Consider the following 17,190-nt stretch of genomic DNA (forward strand, 5'->3'; position numbering starts at 1 on the left):
TGGCGTGGTATGCTCGGCCCATTCCGAGGGTTGTTCCATGCCGATCGTCTTCGCCATCGCCATCTTCGTCGCGGCAGCGCTGCTGTTCATCGTGCAGCCGCTGGCAGCCAAGCTCTTCCTGCCGGTGTTCGGCGGTACGCCCGCGGTCTGGAACACGGCCATGTTGTTTTTCCAGACCGCGCTGCTCGGCGGCTACTTCTACGCCCACCTGCTCACGACGCGCATCGCGGCGCGGTGGCAGGGCGTGGTGCATGGCATCGTCCTGCTGGCGGCGTTCGTCGCGCTGCCGATCGCGCTGCCGGAGTCGCGGCTGGGGCTTGCGTCGGGCGCGCCGCCCTCGCTCGCGCTGCTCGCGCTGCTCGGGATCGCGGTCGGGTTGCCCTACTTCGCGGTGTCGAGCGCCGGGCCGTTGCTGCAACGGTGGTACAGCCTGACGCCGCACAGGGGGGCGGGCGACCCGTACTTTCTGTACGCCGCGAGCAACGCGGGGAGTCTGCTCGGCCTGCTCGCGTACCCGTTCGCGCTCGGGCCTGCGTTGGGGCTGAAGGCGCAGGGCGTCGCGTGGACGATCGGCTACGCGGCCTTCGTGCTGCTGGCGGCTGCGTGCGCGGTCGCGGCAATGCGCGCCGGACGCAAGACAGCCGACCCCGCCGCTGGCGGCGAGTCGCCGGACGACAAGGTCGAGCGACCCAGCCAGACGCTGTCCTTCTCCGTGTTCGGCGCGCGGCTTTCGGTCCCTCCGCGGCTCGCGTGGGTTGCGCTGGCGTTCCTGCCTTCGAGCCTGATGCTCGGCGTGACGCAGTACATCACGACGGACGTTGCCGCGATCCCCCTGCTGTGGGTGCTGCCGCTGGGGGTGTACCTGCTCACGTTCATACTCGCGTTCTCGCGCAGGTCGCTGGCGTCGTCCGGTCCGTCGCACGCCAGCCGCGTGACGAAGACGTGGAAGGTGCTTGCGGTAGGCGTCGCGCTGGCGTTCCTGATGCAGGCGCACAACCCGATTGCCGCGCTGGTCGTGCTGCACCTGGCCGCGCTTTTCGCGGGCGGCTTGCTCTGTCACGGCCGGCTCGCCGCGCTGCGCCCCGAGCCGGCGCGGCTGACGGAGTTCTACCTCCTGATCTCTGTCGGCGGCGCGCTGGGCGGCGTGTTCAACGCGCTCATTGCCCCGGTCATCTTCAATGACGTGCTCGAGTATCCCCTGGTCATCGCGCTGGCGTGCCTGGCCATCCCTCGGACGCCGAAGCCCGCGTTGCCTCCCGTGTCGAAGAAGCGCTCACCGGCCGCGAAGGGGCAGCGCGAAGCAGGTCCGACGTGGCGAGAGGCCTTCGACTTCGCCGCACCCGTGCTGTTCCCTGTCGGTCTCGTCCTGTGGATCGTGCTCATGCGGGCATGGATCAGGACGAACCACGGCGGGGCGCCGGACATCAACCAGCAGGCGCTGCTGGTCGGCCTTCCCGCGTTCGCGGCGTATCTCGCCTCGGGCAAGCCGCTCGCGTTCGCGCTCTCCCTCGCGGTACTCATGGGCGCGGGAACCGTCGGCGCGACCCAGAACGTGCGCGTGCTGCACAAGGACCGCACCTTCTTCGGCGTGCACACCATCACGCTCTCCGAGTCGGGTCGCACCGTCACGCTGCTGCACGGCACGACCATCCACGGGCTGGAGAGCCGCGCGCCGCAGATCGCCGGCATGCCGCTCGCCTACTACCACCCCGACGGCCCGACGGGGGCGATCATGGGCGCCTTCGGCGCGACGGCGCAGCGCGTCGGACTGGTCGGGCTTGGCTCCGGCTCGCTCGCGGCGTACGGCCGGCCCGGCCAACGCTTCGACTACTTCGAGATCGACCCGCACGTCGTCTGGATCGCCCGCGACTCCGGCCACTTCACCTTCGTGCAGAACTCGAAGGCCGAAATCCGCTACGTCCTCGGCGACGGACGGCTCACCCTGCGCGAGGAGCCGGACGGCCGGTATGACATGCTCATCCTCGACGCTTTCAGCTCAGACTCGATCCCGATCCACCTGATGACACGCGAGGCATTCGAGGTCTACACGGCGAAACTCTCGCCCGGCGGGGTGATCGCGCTGCATGTCTCGAACCGCAACCTCAACCTGCCCCCCGTGGTGGCCGCGCTCGCCTCCGACGCCTCGCTGCACGGGCTGATCCGGCAGGACGAAGAGGGCGAAGGACGCGGCTCGGGCCGATTCGGGTGCACATGGATCGTGCTCTCACCTTCCCGCGAGACACTCCGCCGGATCGAGTCGGACACTCGCTGGATCCCGCTCACACCACCGCCCGGCTTTCCGGTCTGGACGGACAACCACGCCGACATCCTGCGCATCCTCCGCTGGCTGTAGCGGTATGCTTCCGCCATGCCACGCCTTGACTACCAGACCGCCGGGGAATCGCACGGACCCGCGGTCCTCTGCACCGTGACCGGCCTGCCCGCCGGACTCACGCTCGACGTGGATTTCATCAACTCCGAACTCGCCCGACGGCAGGGCGGCTACGGGCGCGGCGGCCGACAACGCATCGAGACAGACCGCGTCGAGTTCCTCTCGGGGGTGCGACAGGGCCACACCATCGGCTCGCCGCTGACGATGATCGTCCGCAACAAGGACTCACGCCTTGACGACCCCCAGAGGACGCCGCCGGTGCATCGCCCGCGGCCCGGGCACGCGGACCTGGCCGGGAGCGTCAAGTGGCTGACGACCGACTGCCGGGAGACCCTCGAGCGCGCGAGCGCGCGTGAGACGGCTGCCCGAGTCGCGGCGGGAGCGGTGGCGCGATGCCTGCTCCGCGAGTACGGCGTCGAGGCCTTCGGCTTCGTGCGCGCCATCCTTGACGCGGAGACCGCCGTGCAAGTTGCACCCCAGAACTGGCGATCGCTGGTGGCGGCGCGCGACGCGAGCGAGACCTACTGCCCCGATCCGGCCGCCACCGAACGCCAGTGCGAGATCATCCGGCAGGCGAAGATCGACAAGGACACGGTCGGCGGCGTCGTGGAAACGCACGTCTTCGGCTGCCCGCCCGGCCTCGGCTCGTGCATGGACTGGCGCGACAAGCTCGACGCCCGCGTCGCCTGCGCCGTCATGGGCATCCAGGCGTTCAAGGCCGTCGAGATCGGGCTGGGGCGCGAGTGCGCTCGCCGAACAGGCTCCCAGGTCCACGACCCGATCCACTTTGATGCCGCGAAGGTCGGGACGAACACGCTCGGCTTCGAGCGGCCGACGAACAACGCCGGCGGGACCGAGGGCGGCATGACCAACGGGCAGCCCGTGGTGGTGCGGGGAACCATGAAGCCGATCTCGACGCTGCTGCGCGGCCTGCCGAGCGTGAACCTGAACACGAAACAGCCGGAGCAGAGCCAGTACGAACGCTCGGACATCTGCGCCGTGAGCGCGGCGAGCGTCGTGATGGAGAACGTCGTGGCCTTCGAGATCGCCCGCGCTTTGCTGGACAAGTTCCCGGCGGACTCAATGACGGAACTGGACGCGGCGTTCCGCAACTACATGAACCTCGCCCGCAGCCTGCCGCTGGACCCGCCGGCGATGACAATCGCGTAAGTAATCAAAGCAGAGTCCGAAGCGAAACGGCAAGCGGAACGAAACAGAGAACGAAGCGCAAGCGAGCGTCCCGCGAGAACATGCGGAATGATCTTCTCACGCCGCGTGCCATCTCATTCGGCCGTTCTAAGCCAAAGTCGGCGCGTTGCGTGCCCGTCGTGCGCACAGCACGCCGAGGTCGCAAGTCCGATCTCGATGGCACGAACGTTGTCGCTCGGGGAACCATGCACCACGCTCCCCCGCATCGCACGGGCCGACTTGACACGGCAGTGCGGCGCGGTAGGCTGTGTCCGTCATCGGTGCCCCGTTCGGCCGCGTGTGCGGCTGTCGGGGTGAAGAGGGAAGTGTGGTGAGGTCTCGCCTGCGGGCGGACCGATTCCACCGCGGACGCGCCGCCGTGACGGGCGTATGCCGCGGGTTCATGAAAGCCACTGGCCGGGGGCGCGTCGGAGCGCGCCCGAGGCTGGGAAGGCGGACCCGCGAAGGCCCGGAGCCGGAAGACCTGCCGATGGCCGGAGTCGAGGTCGTGCGCGCGGCGCACGGCCCAGCCTCCGATCGGTCCGGTCGGCCCCCGCGTTCAGGGGCTTCGGCGGCGGCACCGCGCTCGTTCCCGGCGCGCCCCCCACTGCCGAGTCATGCCCCGCGGCGGCCTGAGCAAGGTCGGGAACCGTCCCGCGCGGATCGGGGCGAATGCGGAGTGATCGAGATGAGAACGGTGGTTGTGTCGTGCGCGGCCGCGGCCGCGCTGGGAGTCTCCTTCGTCGCCCCGGCCGTGAAAGCCGACGCCTTCGGGCGCTACGGGCAGTCGTGGCGGACGGTGTCGCCGCCGCCGATCGGGCCGCAGAGCTACCAGGTGCTGGGCGGCGCGCTGCCGGACGGGCGCATGCTCGCCGTCACCGGCAACAGCGTCTTCCTCGAGAGCGGCGCGGGCACGGGCGCGTTCGACGAGGTCGCCGTCTTCGATGCGGGCAAGACGGGGGGGGGGAGCGACCCGGCGTTCGTGACCGTCGGGCCGACGGGCAGGATCGCCGTGGGCACGGGGTTCGGGCGGCCGGTCGTCGTCTTCGACGTCGGTGCGCTGGGCGCCCCGGGCGCACCGACAACGCTCACCCCCGGCGTGGCGAACTACTTCGACGTCCCCCACTACCACGGCGCATGGACGCCCGACGGACGGCTCGCGCTCACGGCGGGCGACTTCGGCTCGCCGGCCCGCGTCACGCTGCTCGACGTGCTGAGCGACCCCAACTCGCCCGTGAACGTCACCATCGTTGAGAACATCGCCGGGGCGTCGGCGGGCGTCGCCTTCGACGCGGCCGGGCGGCTCTACACCGCCAACGGTTTCGGCTCCGGCGGCTGGTCCGACACCGGCTGGATCAAGGCCTTCGAGCCGACGGCATGGCAGCACGGGCCGGCGGACTTCGAGGCCCATGGCACGCTCATCGGCGACGTGCTCAGCGGCGTCTCGCTCACGTTCGACGCCTTCGGCAATCTCGCCGTTGGGGGGGGGGACTTCCTGGAGGGCGACTCCGGCTACCTCGGCGTGATCGCCGCCGGCGCGATCGCCGACGCGCTGGCTGGCCTCGGACCCATCGACCGCAACGACCCGCTCCAGATGCGCCCGCTTTTCCCGCCCACGAACGGGTTCGCATTCTTCTCCGCGTCGTACAACGCGGCGACGGGCGAGCTGTACGCCTTCGACGGCGGCGAATGGTTTGCAACCGTCCCCGCGCCCGCGTCGCTCTCGCTGCTCGGCCTGGCCGCACTGGGCATGAGGAGGCGACGCCATGCGTGAGACAGCGCGGAGGAACTGGCGCAGTCAGCGACGTACCGCGATGTGGCGGCTCGTTTCCCGCATCCATGTCCCGATCTGTGCTCTCTGTGTCTGGGTCGTGAACTCCGCGTCGGCGCCCGCGGCCGCGCAGGAGGCGTCCTGGTTCGCCGCGCGCGTCCTCGACTACTCCCCCGCGCCGGGCCAGTTCGTGCGGCACCCGGCGCTCAGCGACCCTGCTCGCGCCCTCGGCCCTCCCATCGGCGGCGGCACGCTCGACGGCGACGACACCAAGGTCGTCACGCTCGGCGGCTTCGGCGGCTCCATCACGCTCGGCTTCGACCGCCGCGTGATCGACGACCCGAGGAATCCGATGGGACTCGACTTCATCGTCTTCGGCAACGCCTTCTGGGTCGGCGGCAACCCGAACCGCCGATGGGCCGAGCCTGCGATCATCGAGATCAGCCTCGACGCGAACGGCAACGGCATCCCCGACGACCCGTGGTACGTAATCCCGGGATCGCACCTCGCCCTGCCGCCGGTGGTGCATCTTGACTGGCAGACGTGGGACGACGACATCGCGGACCCGACGTGGCCGCCGCATCACGCCTCGTGGCTGCCCTTCGGCGCGTCGGGAACGTGGACGACCTGGGCATACCGTCCTCCGTCCGCGGTGTTCGAAGCGCAGTCGCCGGTGCTGGACAACCCGAACGGGCCGTGGGCAAGCGTCGAGGGCGTGTGGGGCTACGCGGACCTTTCGCCGACGCTGGCGCTGGGCGACATGAACGGCGACAACGCGGTCGATGACCCGGCGATGACACCGGACCGGTTCTACACCGTGCCGGACGACCCCTTCGAGGTGGGCGTCACGCCAGGCTCAGGGGGGGGCGACGCCTTCGACATCGCGTGGGCGGTCGATCCCGCAACGGGGGCGCCCGCGATGCTGCCGGGGTTCGACTTCATCCGCATCACGACGGCCTGCAACGTCGTGCGCCCGCCGTTCGGTGAGTCGTCGGCCGAGATCGGAGGCGTAGCCATCGTGCGGCCCGCGGCGAATGGCGGCGCATCCGCTCCCGCCGCACCGCACAGCTCGAGGCGGTGGCCATGATCCATGCGCGCGGACATCGCGGGTTCACCCTCATCGAGTTGCTCGTCGTGGTGGCGATCGTCGCGCTGCTCGTGGGGCTGCTCGCGCCTGGGCTGGCGAGGGCGCGCGAGGCGGGCCGATCAGCCGCCTGCCTCTCGAACCTGCGGCAGGTCCAGACAGCCAACGACCTGTACGCGAACGACAACGGTGGGTCGCTCGCGCCGGGCGCGCCGGACATGCTCCGCAACCTCACCCGCTGGCACGGCTCGCGCGAGAAGCCTTCCGAGCCGTTCCGTCCCCGTGGCGGCACGCTCAGCGAGCACCTCGGCGCGACGCTTGTACGCGAGTGCCCGACCTTCGCGGACACGCTGCGCGCCCTTGCCGAGTCCGGCGCGGGGTTCGAGCGGTCGGCGGGCGGGTACGGATACAACAACGCCTTCGCCGGCGTGGTGCGCACGCGCGCGACCGACGGCACGCGCCCGCTGGTCACCGACCTTGCCGGTTCGTCGCGCGAACGCTTCGCCACGCCTGGCGCGACGATCGCCTTCGCCGATGCTGCGTTCGCCGGGTCGAACGGCGTCGGCGGTGTCGTCGAGTACAGTTTCGCTGAGCCGCGGTTCCACCCCGATTGGGGGAGCGATGCTCGCGCGGACCCCTCCATGCACTTTCGGCACGCCGGGGCGCGTGCTGGAAGAGCCAACGTCGCGTGGCTCGACGGGCACGCGTCGTCCGCCCCGCGCACCTTCACCTGGTCCAGCGGCCTGTACCAGCCCGAAGCCGGCAGAGTGGGACTCGGATGGCCCGGTGAATCGGACAGCAACGTGCTGTTTGATTACGAGCCGGGACCGTAGAGGTATCATCCCGGGTGAGCGCGCCGGCGCAAGATGGGAGCCGCATGGAAGTCGATCGCTGCGTCTGCAGGGGCGTAACGTTCGCCGAGTTGATCCGGCTGGGCCGGACCGAGCGCCTGTCGATCGACGAACTGATCGAACGCACGGGTTGCGGCGAGTCGTGCGGGCTTTGTCTGCCCTACGTCCGGCTCGCGATCGCAACCAACCGCGCATCGCTCCCCCTGATGTCCGCGGCCGAGTGCGCGCGACAGGAACAAATGGCGGCAGGCGCGTAGCGACGGGAAAAAAACCGGAGCGATCCCGAAGGACCGCCCCGGACTCATGGGGTGGGGGACCCCGATGCGTTTCGCGCTCGACCGCGTCAGCGGCGACGGCGCGAGGAGAGCAGGCCGGCGACCCCGAGCATCGCAAGCGAACCCGGTGCGGGAACAACCTCCACGAGCACGTTGTCGAAACCGACCTCCCACCAGTTCGCGCCGTAGAAGTAACCCGGCACGAACGTCGTGAACGAGACCGCGTCAACACTGGAGAGCACACTGCTCCACGTGCGATCGGGGGGGAGGATCGGCTCGCCCCACTCGTTCTCCGCGCCGGTGCCCCCCCAGCCCGGCGGCAGCGCATCCTGCGTCGGATCGGGGAGGAGAAACTCGTAGCGAACCCAGCCGTCCTCGATCTGTGGCAGCCCCTTGCCGAGGAACCAGACACTCACGTTGTCGTCCCAATCGTTGGGATCACCGTAATCATGGAGTTGGAGAACGAGGGGGAACCAGTCGGGGTTGAGCGGATCGCCCCAGAAGTTGTCGAGGGCGAAGACTCGGACGTCGACGGAGAACTTCGTCGGTCCGAGCTTGGTGTAGTCGCCGTTGACGGGGTTGGCGGGGTTCTCGTTCCCGAGCGTCACACCCCAGAAGTCCAGGTAGGGCACGCCCATGTACTGTCCGGGGTTGCCCCCGCCGAAGATCATTTGTTCACCGTTCACGGTCCAGCCGCCGAAGCCGCTCTGCCAGTCGCCCTCGAAGTCCTGCGAGTCGATGACCTGGGCAGAGGCTGCACCGGCGAGGGCAACGGCCGCGAGGCACGTGCCCACACGAACGAGTCTGCTGTTCATCCCGATTCTCCTTCGGGCGGGTTGGCCGCCCTTGCTGTGTGCGTTCCCGGGACTTCCGGAGGAGGGGAAGTCGCTTTGTGGTCTCTTGGATATGTAGTAGGGGAAACCGATCTCGGTTTCAAGAAAGTTTCTCGGAAACTTTGAGGTTGGGCTAATATTCGGTTTATGGACGGGTCAATGTCCTGCGTTCATCCTGATTTCAACGAGACTCGGCGACATGCGCCTGAGGCGTAACCAAGTTCGCCGCCGGAACACCCCCGCGGGCAAACTCCGTGGCGTTGGAAAGCGTGGTCTCAGCGATGGCCTCCATCGCCTCGCGGGTGAAGAAGCCCTGGTGGGCGGTTACGACCACATTCGGGAAGGTCAGGAGCCGGGCCAGGACATCATCCTGAAGGGCACGGTCCGACAGGTCGCGGAAGAAGAGGTCTCCCTCTTCCTCGTAGACGTCGATGCCCAGCCCGCCGAGCCGCCCGGCCTTCAGTGCGCGGATCACCGCCCTGGTGTCGAGCACCGCGCCGCGGCTGGTGTTCAGGATGACGACGCCGGGCTTCATGCGTGCGAGCGAGTCGTCGCTGATGAGGTGGTGCGTCTCGGGCGTGAGCGGACAGTGGAGGGAGACCACGTCGCTGCGTTCGAGGAGTTCGTCGAGGCCGACGTAGCGCACGCCAAGCCGGGCGAGTTCCGGGTCCGGTTTCGGGTCCGCGGCGATGACGGCACACCCGAAGCCGTGCATGATGCGCGCGAAAGCCTCGCCGATGCGCCCCGTCCCCACGAGGCCGACGGTCTTGCCGTGCAGATCGAACCCCATCAGCCCGTCGAGGGCGAAGTTGTGCTCGCGCACGCGGGCGGCGGCGCGGTGTAGTTTGCGGTTCACGGTCAGCAGCAGCCCGACGGCGTGCTCGGCGACGGCATGTGGCGAGTACGCGGGCACGCGTGCGACGGTGATGCCGCGCTCCGTCGCCGCGGCGAGATCGACGTGGTTGAACCCCGCGCTGCGCAGCGCAAGCAGCCTCGTCCCGCCGGCGGCGAGCGCCTTGATCGCGGGTCGGTCGAGGCGGTCGTTCACGAACGGGCAGACGCACGCGAAACCGGCCGCCAGCCCGGCCGTCGTCGCGTCGAGGCCCGGCTCGAAGTAGACGATCTCGTGCCCGTGCCGAGCGTTGGCGCGATCGAAGAACTCACGGTCAAATGGCTTGGCGCTGAAGAGGGCGATGCGCATGGGCGGGCCTCCTGATCGACGGACGGCGGCTGTCCCGCATCATTCGCTCTCGACAGCCGAGGAAACGTGCCGAAGCAGCGACTCGTCGAACGCGATCTCCCCGAACCGCTCCGCGTTCCTCCGGCACACAATGTCCGCGCCGAGCGGGCATCGTCCCGCGGCCTCGGCGATCGCAGCCGGCTCGGGGCGGTCGAAGAACGCACCGGTTCGTCCTTCGATCACCGTATCCAGCGCGCCGCCGGCGCGGCGGGCGACGACCGGGCAACCGCACGCCTGGGCCTCGACCGCCGTGATGCCGAAGTCCTCGACCTGGGGAAAGAGGAGCAGGCGGGCGCGCCGGTACAGTTCTCGCAGCCGCTCGTCGCTCACGCGTCCCGCGATCTCGACCGTGCCCTCCGGCAGCCGTCGTGCTCGCGCGCGCAGCGCACGCTCCATCGACCCCCCCCCCGCCATGACCAGCCGCACGCCTGCCCACCGCGCGGCCTCCACCGCCAAGTCCGCGCGCTTGTACGGCTCCAGCGCGCCCGCGAAGAGCCAGAAGGGCTGCCGCGGCACGCCCGGGTCGGGCGTGAAGAACCCCGTGCGGACCGGCGGGTGCACCACAGCCGCTTCGCGACCGTAGCAGCGCGCGATCTCCGCGGCCGTGTGCGAAGAGTTCGCCAGGAAGCGCGTGACATTTGCGGCCGTTCGCCGGTCCCACGAGCGGTAGAGCGGCCCGATCGCCCGCAGCCCGAGCGTGCGCAGAGCGTCGCCGGGCGAGCGACCCACGGCGTACTCCTCCTCCACCGACCAGACGTAGCGGGCCGGGGCGTGGCAGTAGCAGACGTGCGGCACACCGCGCGGCGGACGCAGGCCCTTGACCGCCGCGGAACTGCTCGACACCACGAGGTCGATCGGCCGATCGTCGTGCAGACGCGCCAGGCGGGCGGAGAGCCAGCGCACGGCCTCGGGGTAGAGCGGGAGCATCCACCGGCGCAGCACCCGCGCCCCCGGCACACGCCCGCCGGGCCAGACGACGCGCGGCAACGCATCGACCGCCGGGCCGATGCTCGACCCGTCATCGAACATCGTGAACACGGCGACGACCTCGTACCGTTCGCGGAGGACAGCCGCGATGCGTTCGAGGACGGCCTCCCCGCCGCGCCGCCCGCAGAGCCAGTCGTGGGCGAGGAGGACGCGCGTGCGTGCTGTCGGGTTCGAGCGGGCGTCTATCATGGCGCGTGCCGGGGAGCCTGCGCGTGAGCGACCTGATCCGTGACCCGCGTCGCACGCCGACGCCGGCCAACCGATTGTGCCTGGATTATCGGCGCGAAGCGGAGCGACTGGGGCGGCCGCCCGTTCCGATCATCGACGCGCACTGCCACGTGAACGGGGCGCGTGCCACCGCCCTCTTCGGCGAGGTCTGCGACCTTTTCGGCATCGCGGCGGTCTACTCGCAGAGCAGGCTGAGCGATGCCGAGGCCGTGCGCACCGCACTCGGCGATCGCGTGCGGTTCATCGCGTTCCCCGAGTGGGGACACCCGGACCGCGCGGCCGTGCACCGCGAGCGGTTCGTCGAGCATATCCACGAATGGCATGAGCGGTTCGGCGCGAGGATGGTGAAGCTCTGGGGAGCGCCCGCCCTGCGTGACTATGTCGAAGGCGATCCGGACGACGTGGTCGCGTTCGACAGCCCCTGGCGGCTGCGCGCGGTCGAGGCGGCGGAGCGATTGGGCATGATGCTCATGGTCCACGTCGCCGACCCCGACGTCTGGTTCCGCACTCGCTACGCCGATGCGTCCCGCTACGGCACAAAGCGACAGCAGTACGAGTCGCTCGAACGCCTGCTGGCCCGATTCGGCGGGCCGGTGATCGCCGCCCACATGGGAGGATGGCCCGAAGACCTCGGGTTCCTCGACGGGCTGCTCGGTCGCCACGCGAACCTGTACCTGGATACGTCGGCAACGAAGTGGGTCGTGCGCGCTCTGGGCCGGCACGAACCCGAGCGTGTGCGGGCGTTCCTGTCGAGGTGGCGCGGGCGCGTGCTCTTCGGCTCGGACATCGTGACGATGGACTCGCACCTGACGCCAGACAAGTCCGGCGCGCCGAGCATCAAGGCCGATCAGGCGAGCAGCACGGAAGAGGCGTTCGACCTGTACGCGAGCCGGTACTGGTCGCTGCGCACAATGTTCGAGACGGACTACCAGGGCGAAAGTCCGATCGCGGACCCGGACCTCGCGCTGGAAGACCCGACACGCCACGACGCGATGAGCGCGCCGACGCTGCGCGGGCTGGCGTTGGGCCCGGGGATGCTTCGCACGCTGTTTCGCGACGCGGCGGTCGCACTGCTCGAACCACGATACGCGAGATGAGTTCACCGCGGCCTCGTCTGTGCGGCGGCCTCTTCGAGCAGAGCCTCGATCCTTGCCGCAATGGCGCCGTCGAGCGGGGCGGAGACGGTGCCCGAGAGCTCGGCCGCCCCGAGCAGGTCGTTGAAGCCGTCGGTTGCGCGGGTGAGTTTGAGCGAGGCGCGCGAGATGCGACCGCCGAAACGGGAGTCGCCCACGTTGCCCGACGGAAGCAGGAACCCCCCCCCGCTGTAGACGCCGACCTCGCCCTTGGCGAGCACAACGTGGCGGATGGCGGCCGTCGAGGCTGTGCCCTCGATCGGCGTGCGGCCGGGCCTGGGCCGGATGAACATGTGGATGTGGATGATGCTGCCGGCGAGCGTCGTCGGATCGACGGTCGGGTCGAGTTGCTCCGGCGTCAGGTCGGTGAGGTAGATGTCGGCGGTGTTCTTGTCCTGAGCCTGGTAGGCCCGCAGGCGCAGGGCGGGGCGCAGGGCCGTCCCCTCGTCGATGGACTCGACGCGAACGGACCCGCCGCCGAGGACAGTGCGACCACCGCACCCGGCGATCAGCCCCGCGAGCAGAACTCCCGCGAGCACCAATACCCACACGGTCCCGGGGTCGAACTTCGTGGTCAATCGGGTCATAGAATGAAGACGATACCGTCTTGGGGGGACCGGAGTGCCCTACGGATCGCCTCGGGGCAACCGGAAGGGTGTTTCGGACGGATGGGAACGCGAGGGGCGGGGGTCGGCGGCTGCCCGTCAGCCGCGGAGCCGAGCCATGAGACCAGCCGGACTGATCGGGGCGCTCGCGGGTGTGTTGGTCGCCGTCGGCACGACGTCCGCCCAGCAGGACGAGCCGAAGAAGACGACGCGCTACCCGACCAGCGGCGGCGTGCGGCTGCCGGAGCGGGCGCCCCTCATGGAAACCGGGGTCGTGCGGATGCCGACGGGCAAGGCCATCGCCATCCCGCATCGGTTCGAGCTTCGACCCCGTCGGTATGCGCCGATCGGCGGCGAGAACCACAACGGTCGCCTCTCCCCTCCCATGCCGACGCGCTTCGCCAATCCGTTTGCGCCGGACCTGCCCGCACCCGGCAGGGGCGACGGCGACGCCGCGCCGGCCAACGCGCCGATGCATACGCCCGGCATGTTCAGCGAGCGTGAGATCGCCGGCGCGATCGATGCGATCCGGGACGGTCGGCCCGTGCCGGTCTCGACTTCGTCCGGCCTCTCGCGGACGGGCGTGCCGGATCGCCGCGCGTTGGACAACTCCATCGACTATGGCCCGTTCGATGGCGGTATCCACACCATGCCGGACATGACCCTTCAGCCGTACTACACGCCGCCGCGTGAGGAGGCGCCTCGCATCCAGCCGCCGGCCGCGCGCGAGCGGGGGCTTGCGATGCTCGCCGAAGGGCGTGCGGCCCACGCGCGGGCCGCACTGCGGGACCACCTCTCCGACGACCCCGAGGATGCCGAGGCCGCATTCGCACTCGGAGTTGCGGCCGTGCTCGCGGGCGACGCGCCGGGCGGCGTCGCGTCGATCACGGAAGCCCTCTGGATCGACGGCGAAATCGCGGGACGAGCGGACCTGCTCGACACGCTGCTGCCTCGCACGGCTGACCGTCGCAAACTGACGCAGGCCCTCGTGCCCCACGCCGAGCGTGCCCGCACCGGCGAGGCGTACCTGGCCGCGGCGTTCTCGGTGCACGCCATGGGCAACACCGGTCGTGCGCTCGAACTGATCCGCAAGGGCGAGCAGGCGGGCCTGGATGCCGACCTCGCGGCCCGGCTCGCTGCCGCTTGGACCGCCCCTCGTCGGTAAACTTGTCAGGGCACATGCGCGGTTCCCACGAAACGAGCCGCAACCGTGAGGGAGCGGTTCCCCACGCAAGGAGGCCGCAATGTTCCGGTCAACCACAATCCGCATGTCCGCGCTTCTGTGCGCGATCGCCGTCGCGCCGGCCTTTGCTCAGCACACCCAGCCCACAACCGGCGGCGTGCGCGTCACGCTGCCGAACGTCTACGGCTTCAACCGCTCGCTCCCGATGGAGCGCACCGCGGACATCACGCCCATCCGTTCCGTGACCGTGCCCGCCGTGGTCGGCTCGCCCGTGATCTTTACGACCGGCCGGCGCGTGTACGTGCAGGAGTCCGGCTTCCGGCTGAACGCCTCGTACTCCGGCGACCGCTGGTCGATCGACGCTCGTCTCGGCTCCGACCCCGTGCAACTCATCGACGGCCGGTGGGTCACCGTCCCGGGCTACCGCTACGTCTATCCGCGCTATCCGTACACCCGCTATTACGACCGGTGGAGCGGCTACTACCCGCGCTACCCGATCGACGGCACGCTGACCGCGCCGCCGCAGATCGTGTACGTCACGCAGCCCACACAGCCCGCCGCGCAACCCGAGCCGCTCACGCCCATCGAGCGGGCGCGCGTGCTGCTCCGTTTCGAGCAATCGCAGGAAGCGGTTGCGGCCCTGCGCGAGCATCTGCGCGACGACCCGGAGGATGCGCCCGCCATGCGCCTGCTCGGCCTTGCGCTCATCGAGTCCGGCGATCCGGCCCAAGGCGCGGCCGTGCTCGCCCTCGCCTACCGCACCGATCCGACGCTCGCCGGCAACCCCGCGGACCTCGACCTCTTCGCGGGCCGGCCGGGCCGGGCGCGGAGCATGATCGACCGCTCAATGCAGTACGCCGCGCGGGCAAACTCGGCCTCCGGGTGGCTCGCGGCGACGGTGATGCTGCACGCCGACGGCCGGGCCGCCGCCGCCCGCCGCGTGCTCGAACGCGCCCGCGAGGCGGGCCTGGAGTCGGAGGTCTACGACCGACTCTCGGCGCAAGTGGGGTTCCCCGGTCGAGGGTGACCGTTCGTCTTGCCCGCCCCTTTCACGCGGCTATTGTTCAGGCCCTGCGCGGACGGTGGGTCCGTGCCGACAAATCGGTGCCGGTTGCACCACCGAGCCTGCCCGCACCCCTGGCCGGGGCGGGTCTGAGCCGGGCTTTGCCCGGGGCCGGTGGGAGGTGGAGTCCGATGGCCAAGAAAGAAGTCGTCAAATCGTTCAAGCTGATGGCCCCCGGTGGGTCGGCCACGCCCGCGCCACCTCTCGGCCCCGTCTTGGGCGCGAACGGCGTCAACCCGGGCCAGTTCATCCAGCAGTTCAACGCGGCGACCGCGAAACTGGGCGGGAAACTGGTCGGGTGCATCGTGACGGTCTATAGCGACCGCTCGTTCACCTTCGAGATCAAGAGCTCGCCGGCCTCGGTGCTCATCAAGGAGGCCGCGGGGATCGAGAAAGGCTCGGGCGTGCCCAACAAGGAGAAGGTGGGCACGATCACGAAGTCGCAGGTGCGGAAGATCGCGCAGGAGAAGCTCGCCGACCTGAACTCGGGGAGCGTCGAGGCGGCGATGCGCGTGGTCGAGGGCACGGCCCGTTCGATGGGCGTCACCGTGGTGGAGGGCTGAGCCATGCCGAAACTGAGCAAGCGAGCACGCGCCAACGCCCCTCTTGCCCCGCAGTCGCCGCTGCCGATGCCGGAGGCGATCGCCGCGCTGAAGAAGTTCAAGCCGCCGAAGTTCGACCAGACGGTCGAGGTGGTGATGCACCTCGGCGTGGACGTGAAGCAGGCGGACCAGAACCTGCGCGGTTCGGTGAGCCTGCCCCGGGGGATCGGCAAGACCAAGCGCGTGGTCGCGTTCTGCACCGCGGACGTGACGAAGGACGCGCTGGCCGCCGGCGCGACGAAGGCGGGCGGCGAGGAGCTGGTCGCCGAGATCGAGGGCGGGTGGATGGACTTCGACGTGGCCGTTGCCAGCCCGGACATGATGCGCGTGATCTCGAAACTGGGCCGGGTGCTCGGGCCGAAGGGGCTGATGCCCTCGCCCAAGAACGGCACGGTGACGAAGAACGTGGTGGACGCGGTGAAGGAGTTCGCCGCGGGCAAGGTGGAGTATCGCACGGACAAGAGCGGGAACGTCCACGCGATCATCGGCAAGATGTCGTTCCCGGAGAGCGACCTGCTGGAGAACCTGCAGCACTTCGTCGCCACGATCGAGAAGGCGAAGCCCTCCTCGGTGAAAGGGACGTACGTCAAGAAGATCAGCGTCTGCGGCACCATGACCCCGGGCGTCCAGGTGCAGTACGCCTCGGCAGTCCCGACCGCCTGAACGACCCCCAAGGGGAACGACCATGTCCAAAGCCGTCAAAGAGATCATCATCCGCGACTACCGCGACCGGCTCAACGGCGTCGAAGAGATGCTGCTGGTGAGCATCCGCGGCGTGAGCGCGAACGACGCGAACAAGATCCGCTCCGGTCTCGCGAAGAAGAACATCCGAGTGACCGTGCTTCGCAACACCCTCGCCCGCAAGGCGTTCGAGGGTACGCCGCTCAGCGCGCTCGAACCCATGCTCTCCGGCCCGACCGCCGGGGTGTACGGCGGCGAGACGGTCGTTGAGGTCGCCCGCGAGATCGTCGAACTCGTCAAGACCTTCCCCGGCATCGAACTCAAGGGGGCGGTGCTCGATGGCGAGCTGTACGCCGGCGAAGAGGGCGTCAAGCGGCTGAGCACCATGCCCACGCGCGAAGAGGCGATCGCGCAGGCCGTCACGCTCATCCTTAGCCCGGCCCGCAAGCTCGCGGCCCAGATCAAGGGACCAGGCTCGCGCCTGGCGGGCGTCGTCAAGACCATCGAAGAGAAACTGGAGAAGGGCGAGACGATCGCCAAGTCCGCGTGATCGAACGAAGCAGGCATCCGCGTCCGACTGGCCCCGCACGGGGTTAAAGCGCCGAACGGTTCGGCCCCTCTCGGGCGAGTGCATCGACAGAACGAGGTTCCACCATGTCCGAGACCGCAACCAAGGAGTTCTCCGCGAAGATCACCAAACTCGGCGACGAGCTTGCCGGGCTGAGCCTGAAGGAAGCCGTCGATCTGGGCGACTACCTGAAGGAGACCTACGGCATCGAGGCCGCGGCCGGCGGCGCGGTCGTCATGGCCGGCCCGGGCGGAGGCGGCGGGGCTCCGGCGGTCGAGGAGAAGACGGAGTTCGACGTCATCCTCAAGGCTGCAGGCGCCGAGAAGATCAAGGTCATCAAGGTTGTCCGCGAGGCGACCGGGCTTGGCCTGAAGGAGGCCAAGGATCTGGTCGACGGCGCTCCCAAGCCCGTCAAGCAGGGCCTCTCGAAGGAGGATGCGGACAAGCTGGCTGCGGCTCTGAAGGAGGCGGGCGCCGAGGTCGAACTGAAGTGATCCATCGGCCGG

17 protein-coding genes and 1 riboswitch are annotated in these 17,190 nt (G+C 69.6%); of the genes, 13 read left to right on the plus strand and 4 right to left on the minus strand.

The window, feature by feature from the left end; translation table 11 throughout:
* Positions 1-37 precede the first annotated feature (37 nt).
* From FBT69_01790 to FBT69_01815, 6 genes are all read left to right on the plus strand, one after another.
* On the plus strand, positions 38-2,353 hold the full coding sequence (locus FBT69_01790) for a hypothetical protein (protein MDL1903531.1): 2,316 nt from the start codon (positions 38-40) through the stop codon (positions 2,351-2,353).
* 15 nt (positions 2,354-2,368) lie between these two features.
* Positions 2,369-3,562: a chorismate synthase gene (gene aroC, locus FBT69_01795; protein ID MDL1903532.1), complete on the plus strand. Its 1,194-nt coding sequence runs from the start codon at positions 2,369-2,371 to the stop codon at positions 3,560-3,562.
* A gap of 280 nt (positions 3,563-3,842) precedes the next feature.
* Positions 3,843-4,087: riboswitch (cobalamin riboswitch) on the plus strand.
* 181 nt (positions 4,088-4,268) lie between these two features.
* Positions 4,269-5,354, plus strand: a complete 1,086-nt coding sequence (locus FBT69_01800) for a hypothetical protein (GenBank protein MDL1903533.1) — start codon at positions 4,269-4,271, stop codon at positions 5,352-5,354.
* Positions 5,347-6,438, plus strand: a complete 1,092-nt coding sequence (locus FBT69_01805) for a hypothetical protein (GenBank protein ID MDL1903534.1) — start codon at positions 5,347-5,349, stop codon at positions 6,436-6,438. Before FBT69_01800 ends, FBT69_01805 begins: the two co-directional genes overlap by 8 nt.
* Positions 6,435-7,268 (plus strand): prepilin-type N-terminal cleavage/methylation domain-containing protein, encoded by an 834-nt coding sequence (locus FBT69_01810; protein ID MDL1903535.1) that lies wholly within the window; start codon positions 6,435-6,437, stop codon positions 7,266-7,268. Before FBT69_01805 ends, FBT69_01810 begins: the two co-directional genes overlap by 4 nt.
* A 44-nt stretch (positions 7,269-7,312) precedes the next feature.
* Positions 7,313-7,543: a bacterioferritin gene (locus tag FBT69_01815; protein MDL1903536.1), complete on the plus strand. Its 231-nt coding sequence runs from the start codon at positions 7,313-7,315 to the stop codon at positions 7,541-7,543.
* An 86-nt stretch (positions 7,544-7,629) separates the two neighbouring features.
* On the opposite strand, the gene FBT69_01820 is transcribed toward FBT69_01815, so the two are convergent.
* From FBT69_01820 to FBT69_01830, 3 genes are all read right to left on the minus strand, one after another.
* Positions 7,630-8,376, minus strand: a complete 747-nt coding sequence (locus FBT69_01820) for a PEP-CTERM sorting domain-containing protein (GenBank protein ID MDL1903537.1) — start codon at positions 8,374-8,376, stop codon at positions 7,630-7,632.
* A gap of 199 nt (positions 8,377-8,575) precedes the next feature.
* Positions 8,576-9,595 carry a 2-hydroxyacid dehydrogenase gene (locus tag FBT69_01825; protein MDL1903538.1) on the minus strand — a complete coding sequence of 340 codons (1,020 nt, stop codon included), beginning with the start codon at positions 9,593-9,595 and terminating at the stop codon, positions 8,576-8,578.
* A gap of 39 nt (positions 9,596-9,634) precedes the next feature.
* Positions 9,635-10,810 (minus strand): glycosyltransferase family 4 protein, encoded by a 1,176-nt coding sequence (locus FBT69_01830; GenBank protein MDL1903539.1) that lies wholly within the window; start codon positions 10,808-10,810, stop codon positions 9,635-9,637.
* On the opposite strand from FBT69_01830, the gene FBT69_01835 reads away from it, so the two are divergent.
* The gene (locus FBT69_01835) at positions 10,780-11,946 is read left to right on the plus strand and encodes a hypothetical protein (protein MDL1903540.1); all 1,167 of its coding nucleotides are present in this window, start codon (positions 10,780-10,782) and stop codon (positions 11,944-11,946) included. The two genes, FBT69_01830 and FBT69_01835, sit on opposite strands and share 31 nt — an antisense overlap.
* Before the next feature lie 2 nt (positions 11,947-11,948).
* Here the strand turns inward: FBT69_01835 and FBT69_01840 are convergent, their stop codons facing one another.
* Positions 11,949-12,569, minus strand: coding sequence for a hypothetical protein (locus tag FBT69_01840; protein ID MDL1903541.1), 621 nt, complete (start codon positions 12,567-12,569; stop codon positions 11,949-11,951).
* A gap of 136 nt (positions 12,570-12,705) precedes the next feature.
* On the opposite strand from FBT69_01840, the gene FBT69_01845 reads away from it, so the two are divergent.
* From FBT69_01845 to FBT69_01870, 6 genes are all read left to right on the plus strand, one after another.
* Positions 12,706-13,752 (plus strand): hypothetical protein, encoded by a 1,047-nt coding sequence (locus tag FBT69_01845; GenBank protein MDL1903542.1) that lies wholly within the window; start codon positions 12,706-12,708, stop codon positions 13,750-13,752.
* A 79-nt stretch (positions 13,753-13,831) separates the two neighbouring features.
* Positions 13,832-14,797, plus strand: a complete 966-nt coding sequence (locus FBT69_01850) for a hypothetical protein (protein MDL1903543.1) — start codon at positions 13,832-13,834, stop codon at positions 14,795-14,797.
* A 167-nt stretch (positions 14,798-14,964) separates the two neighbouring features.
* A complete protein-coding gene (rplK, locus tag FBT69_01855) occupies positions 14,965-15,396 on the plus strand; it encodes a 50S ribosomal protein L11 (protein MDL1903544.1) in 432 nt (143 codons plus the stop codon).
* 3 nt (positions 15,397-15,399) lie between these two features.
* The gene (locus tag FBT69_01860) at positions 15,400-16,098 is read left to right on the plus strand and encodes a 50S ribosomal protein L1 (GenBank protein ID MDL1903545.1); all 699 of its coding nucleotides are present in this window, start codon (positions 15,400-15,402) and stop codon (positions 16,096-16,098) included.
* A 22-nt stretch (positions 16,099-16,120) separates the two neighbouring features.
* Complete coding sequence (locus tag FBT69_01865) at positions 16,121-16,666, plus strand: 50S ribosomal protein L10 (GenBank protein MDL1903546.1); 546 nt, start codon at positions 16,121-16,123, stop codon at positions 16,664-16,666.
* A gap of 104 nt (positions 16,667-16,770) precedes the next feature.
* Positions 16,771-17,178, plus strand: coding sequence for a 50S ribosomal protein L7/L12 (locus FBT69_01870; protein ID MDL1903547.1), 408 nt, complete (start codon positions 16,771-16,773; stop codon positions 17,176-17,178).
* The last annotated feature ends 12 nt before the right edge of the window (positions 17,179-17,190 follow it).

It is taken from the genome of Synechococcales cyanobacterium CNB, from assembly GCA_030263455.1.
Lineage (GTDB): Bacteria > Planctomycetota > Phycisphaerae > Phycisphaerales > UBA1924 > CAADGN01.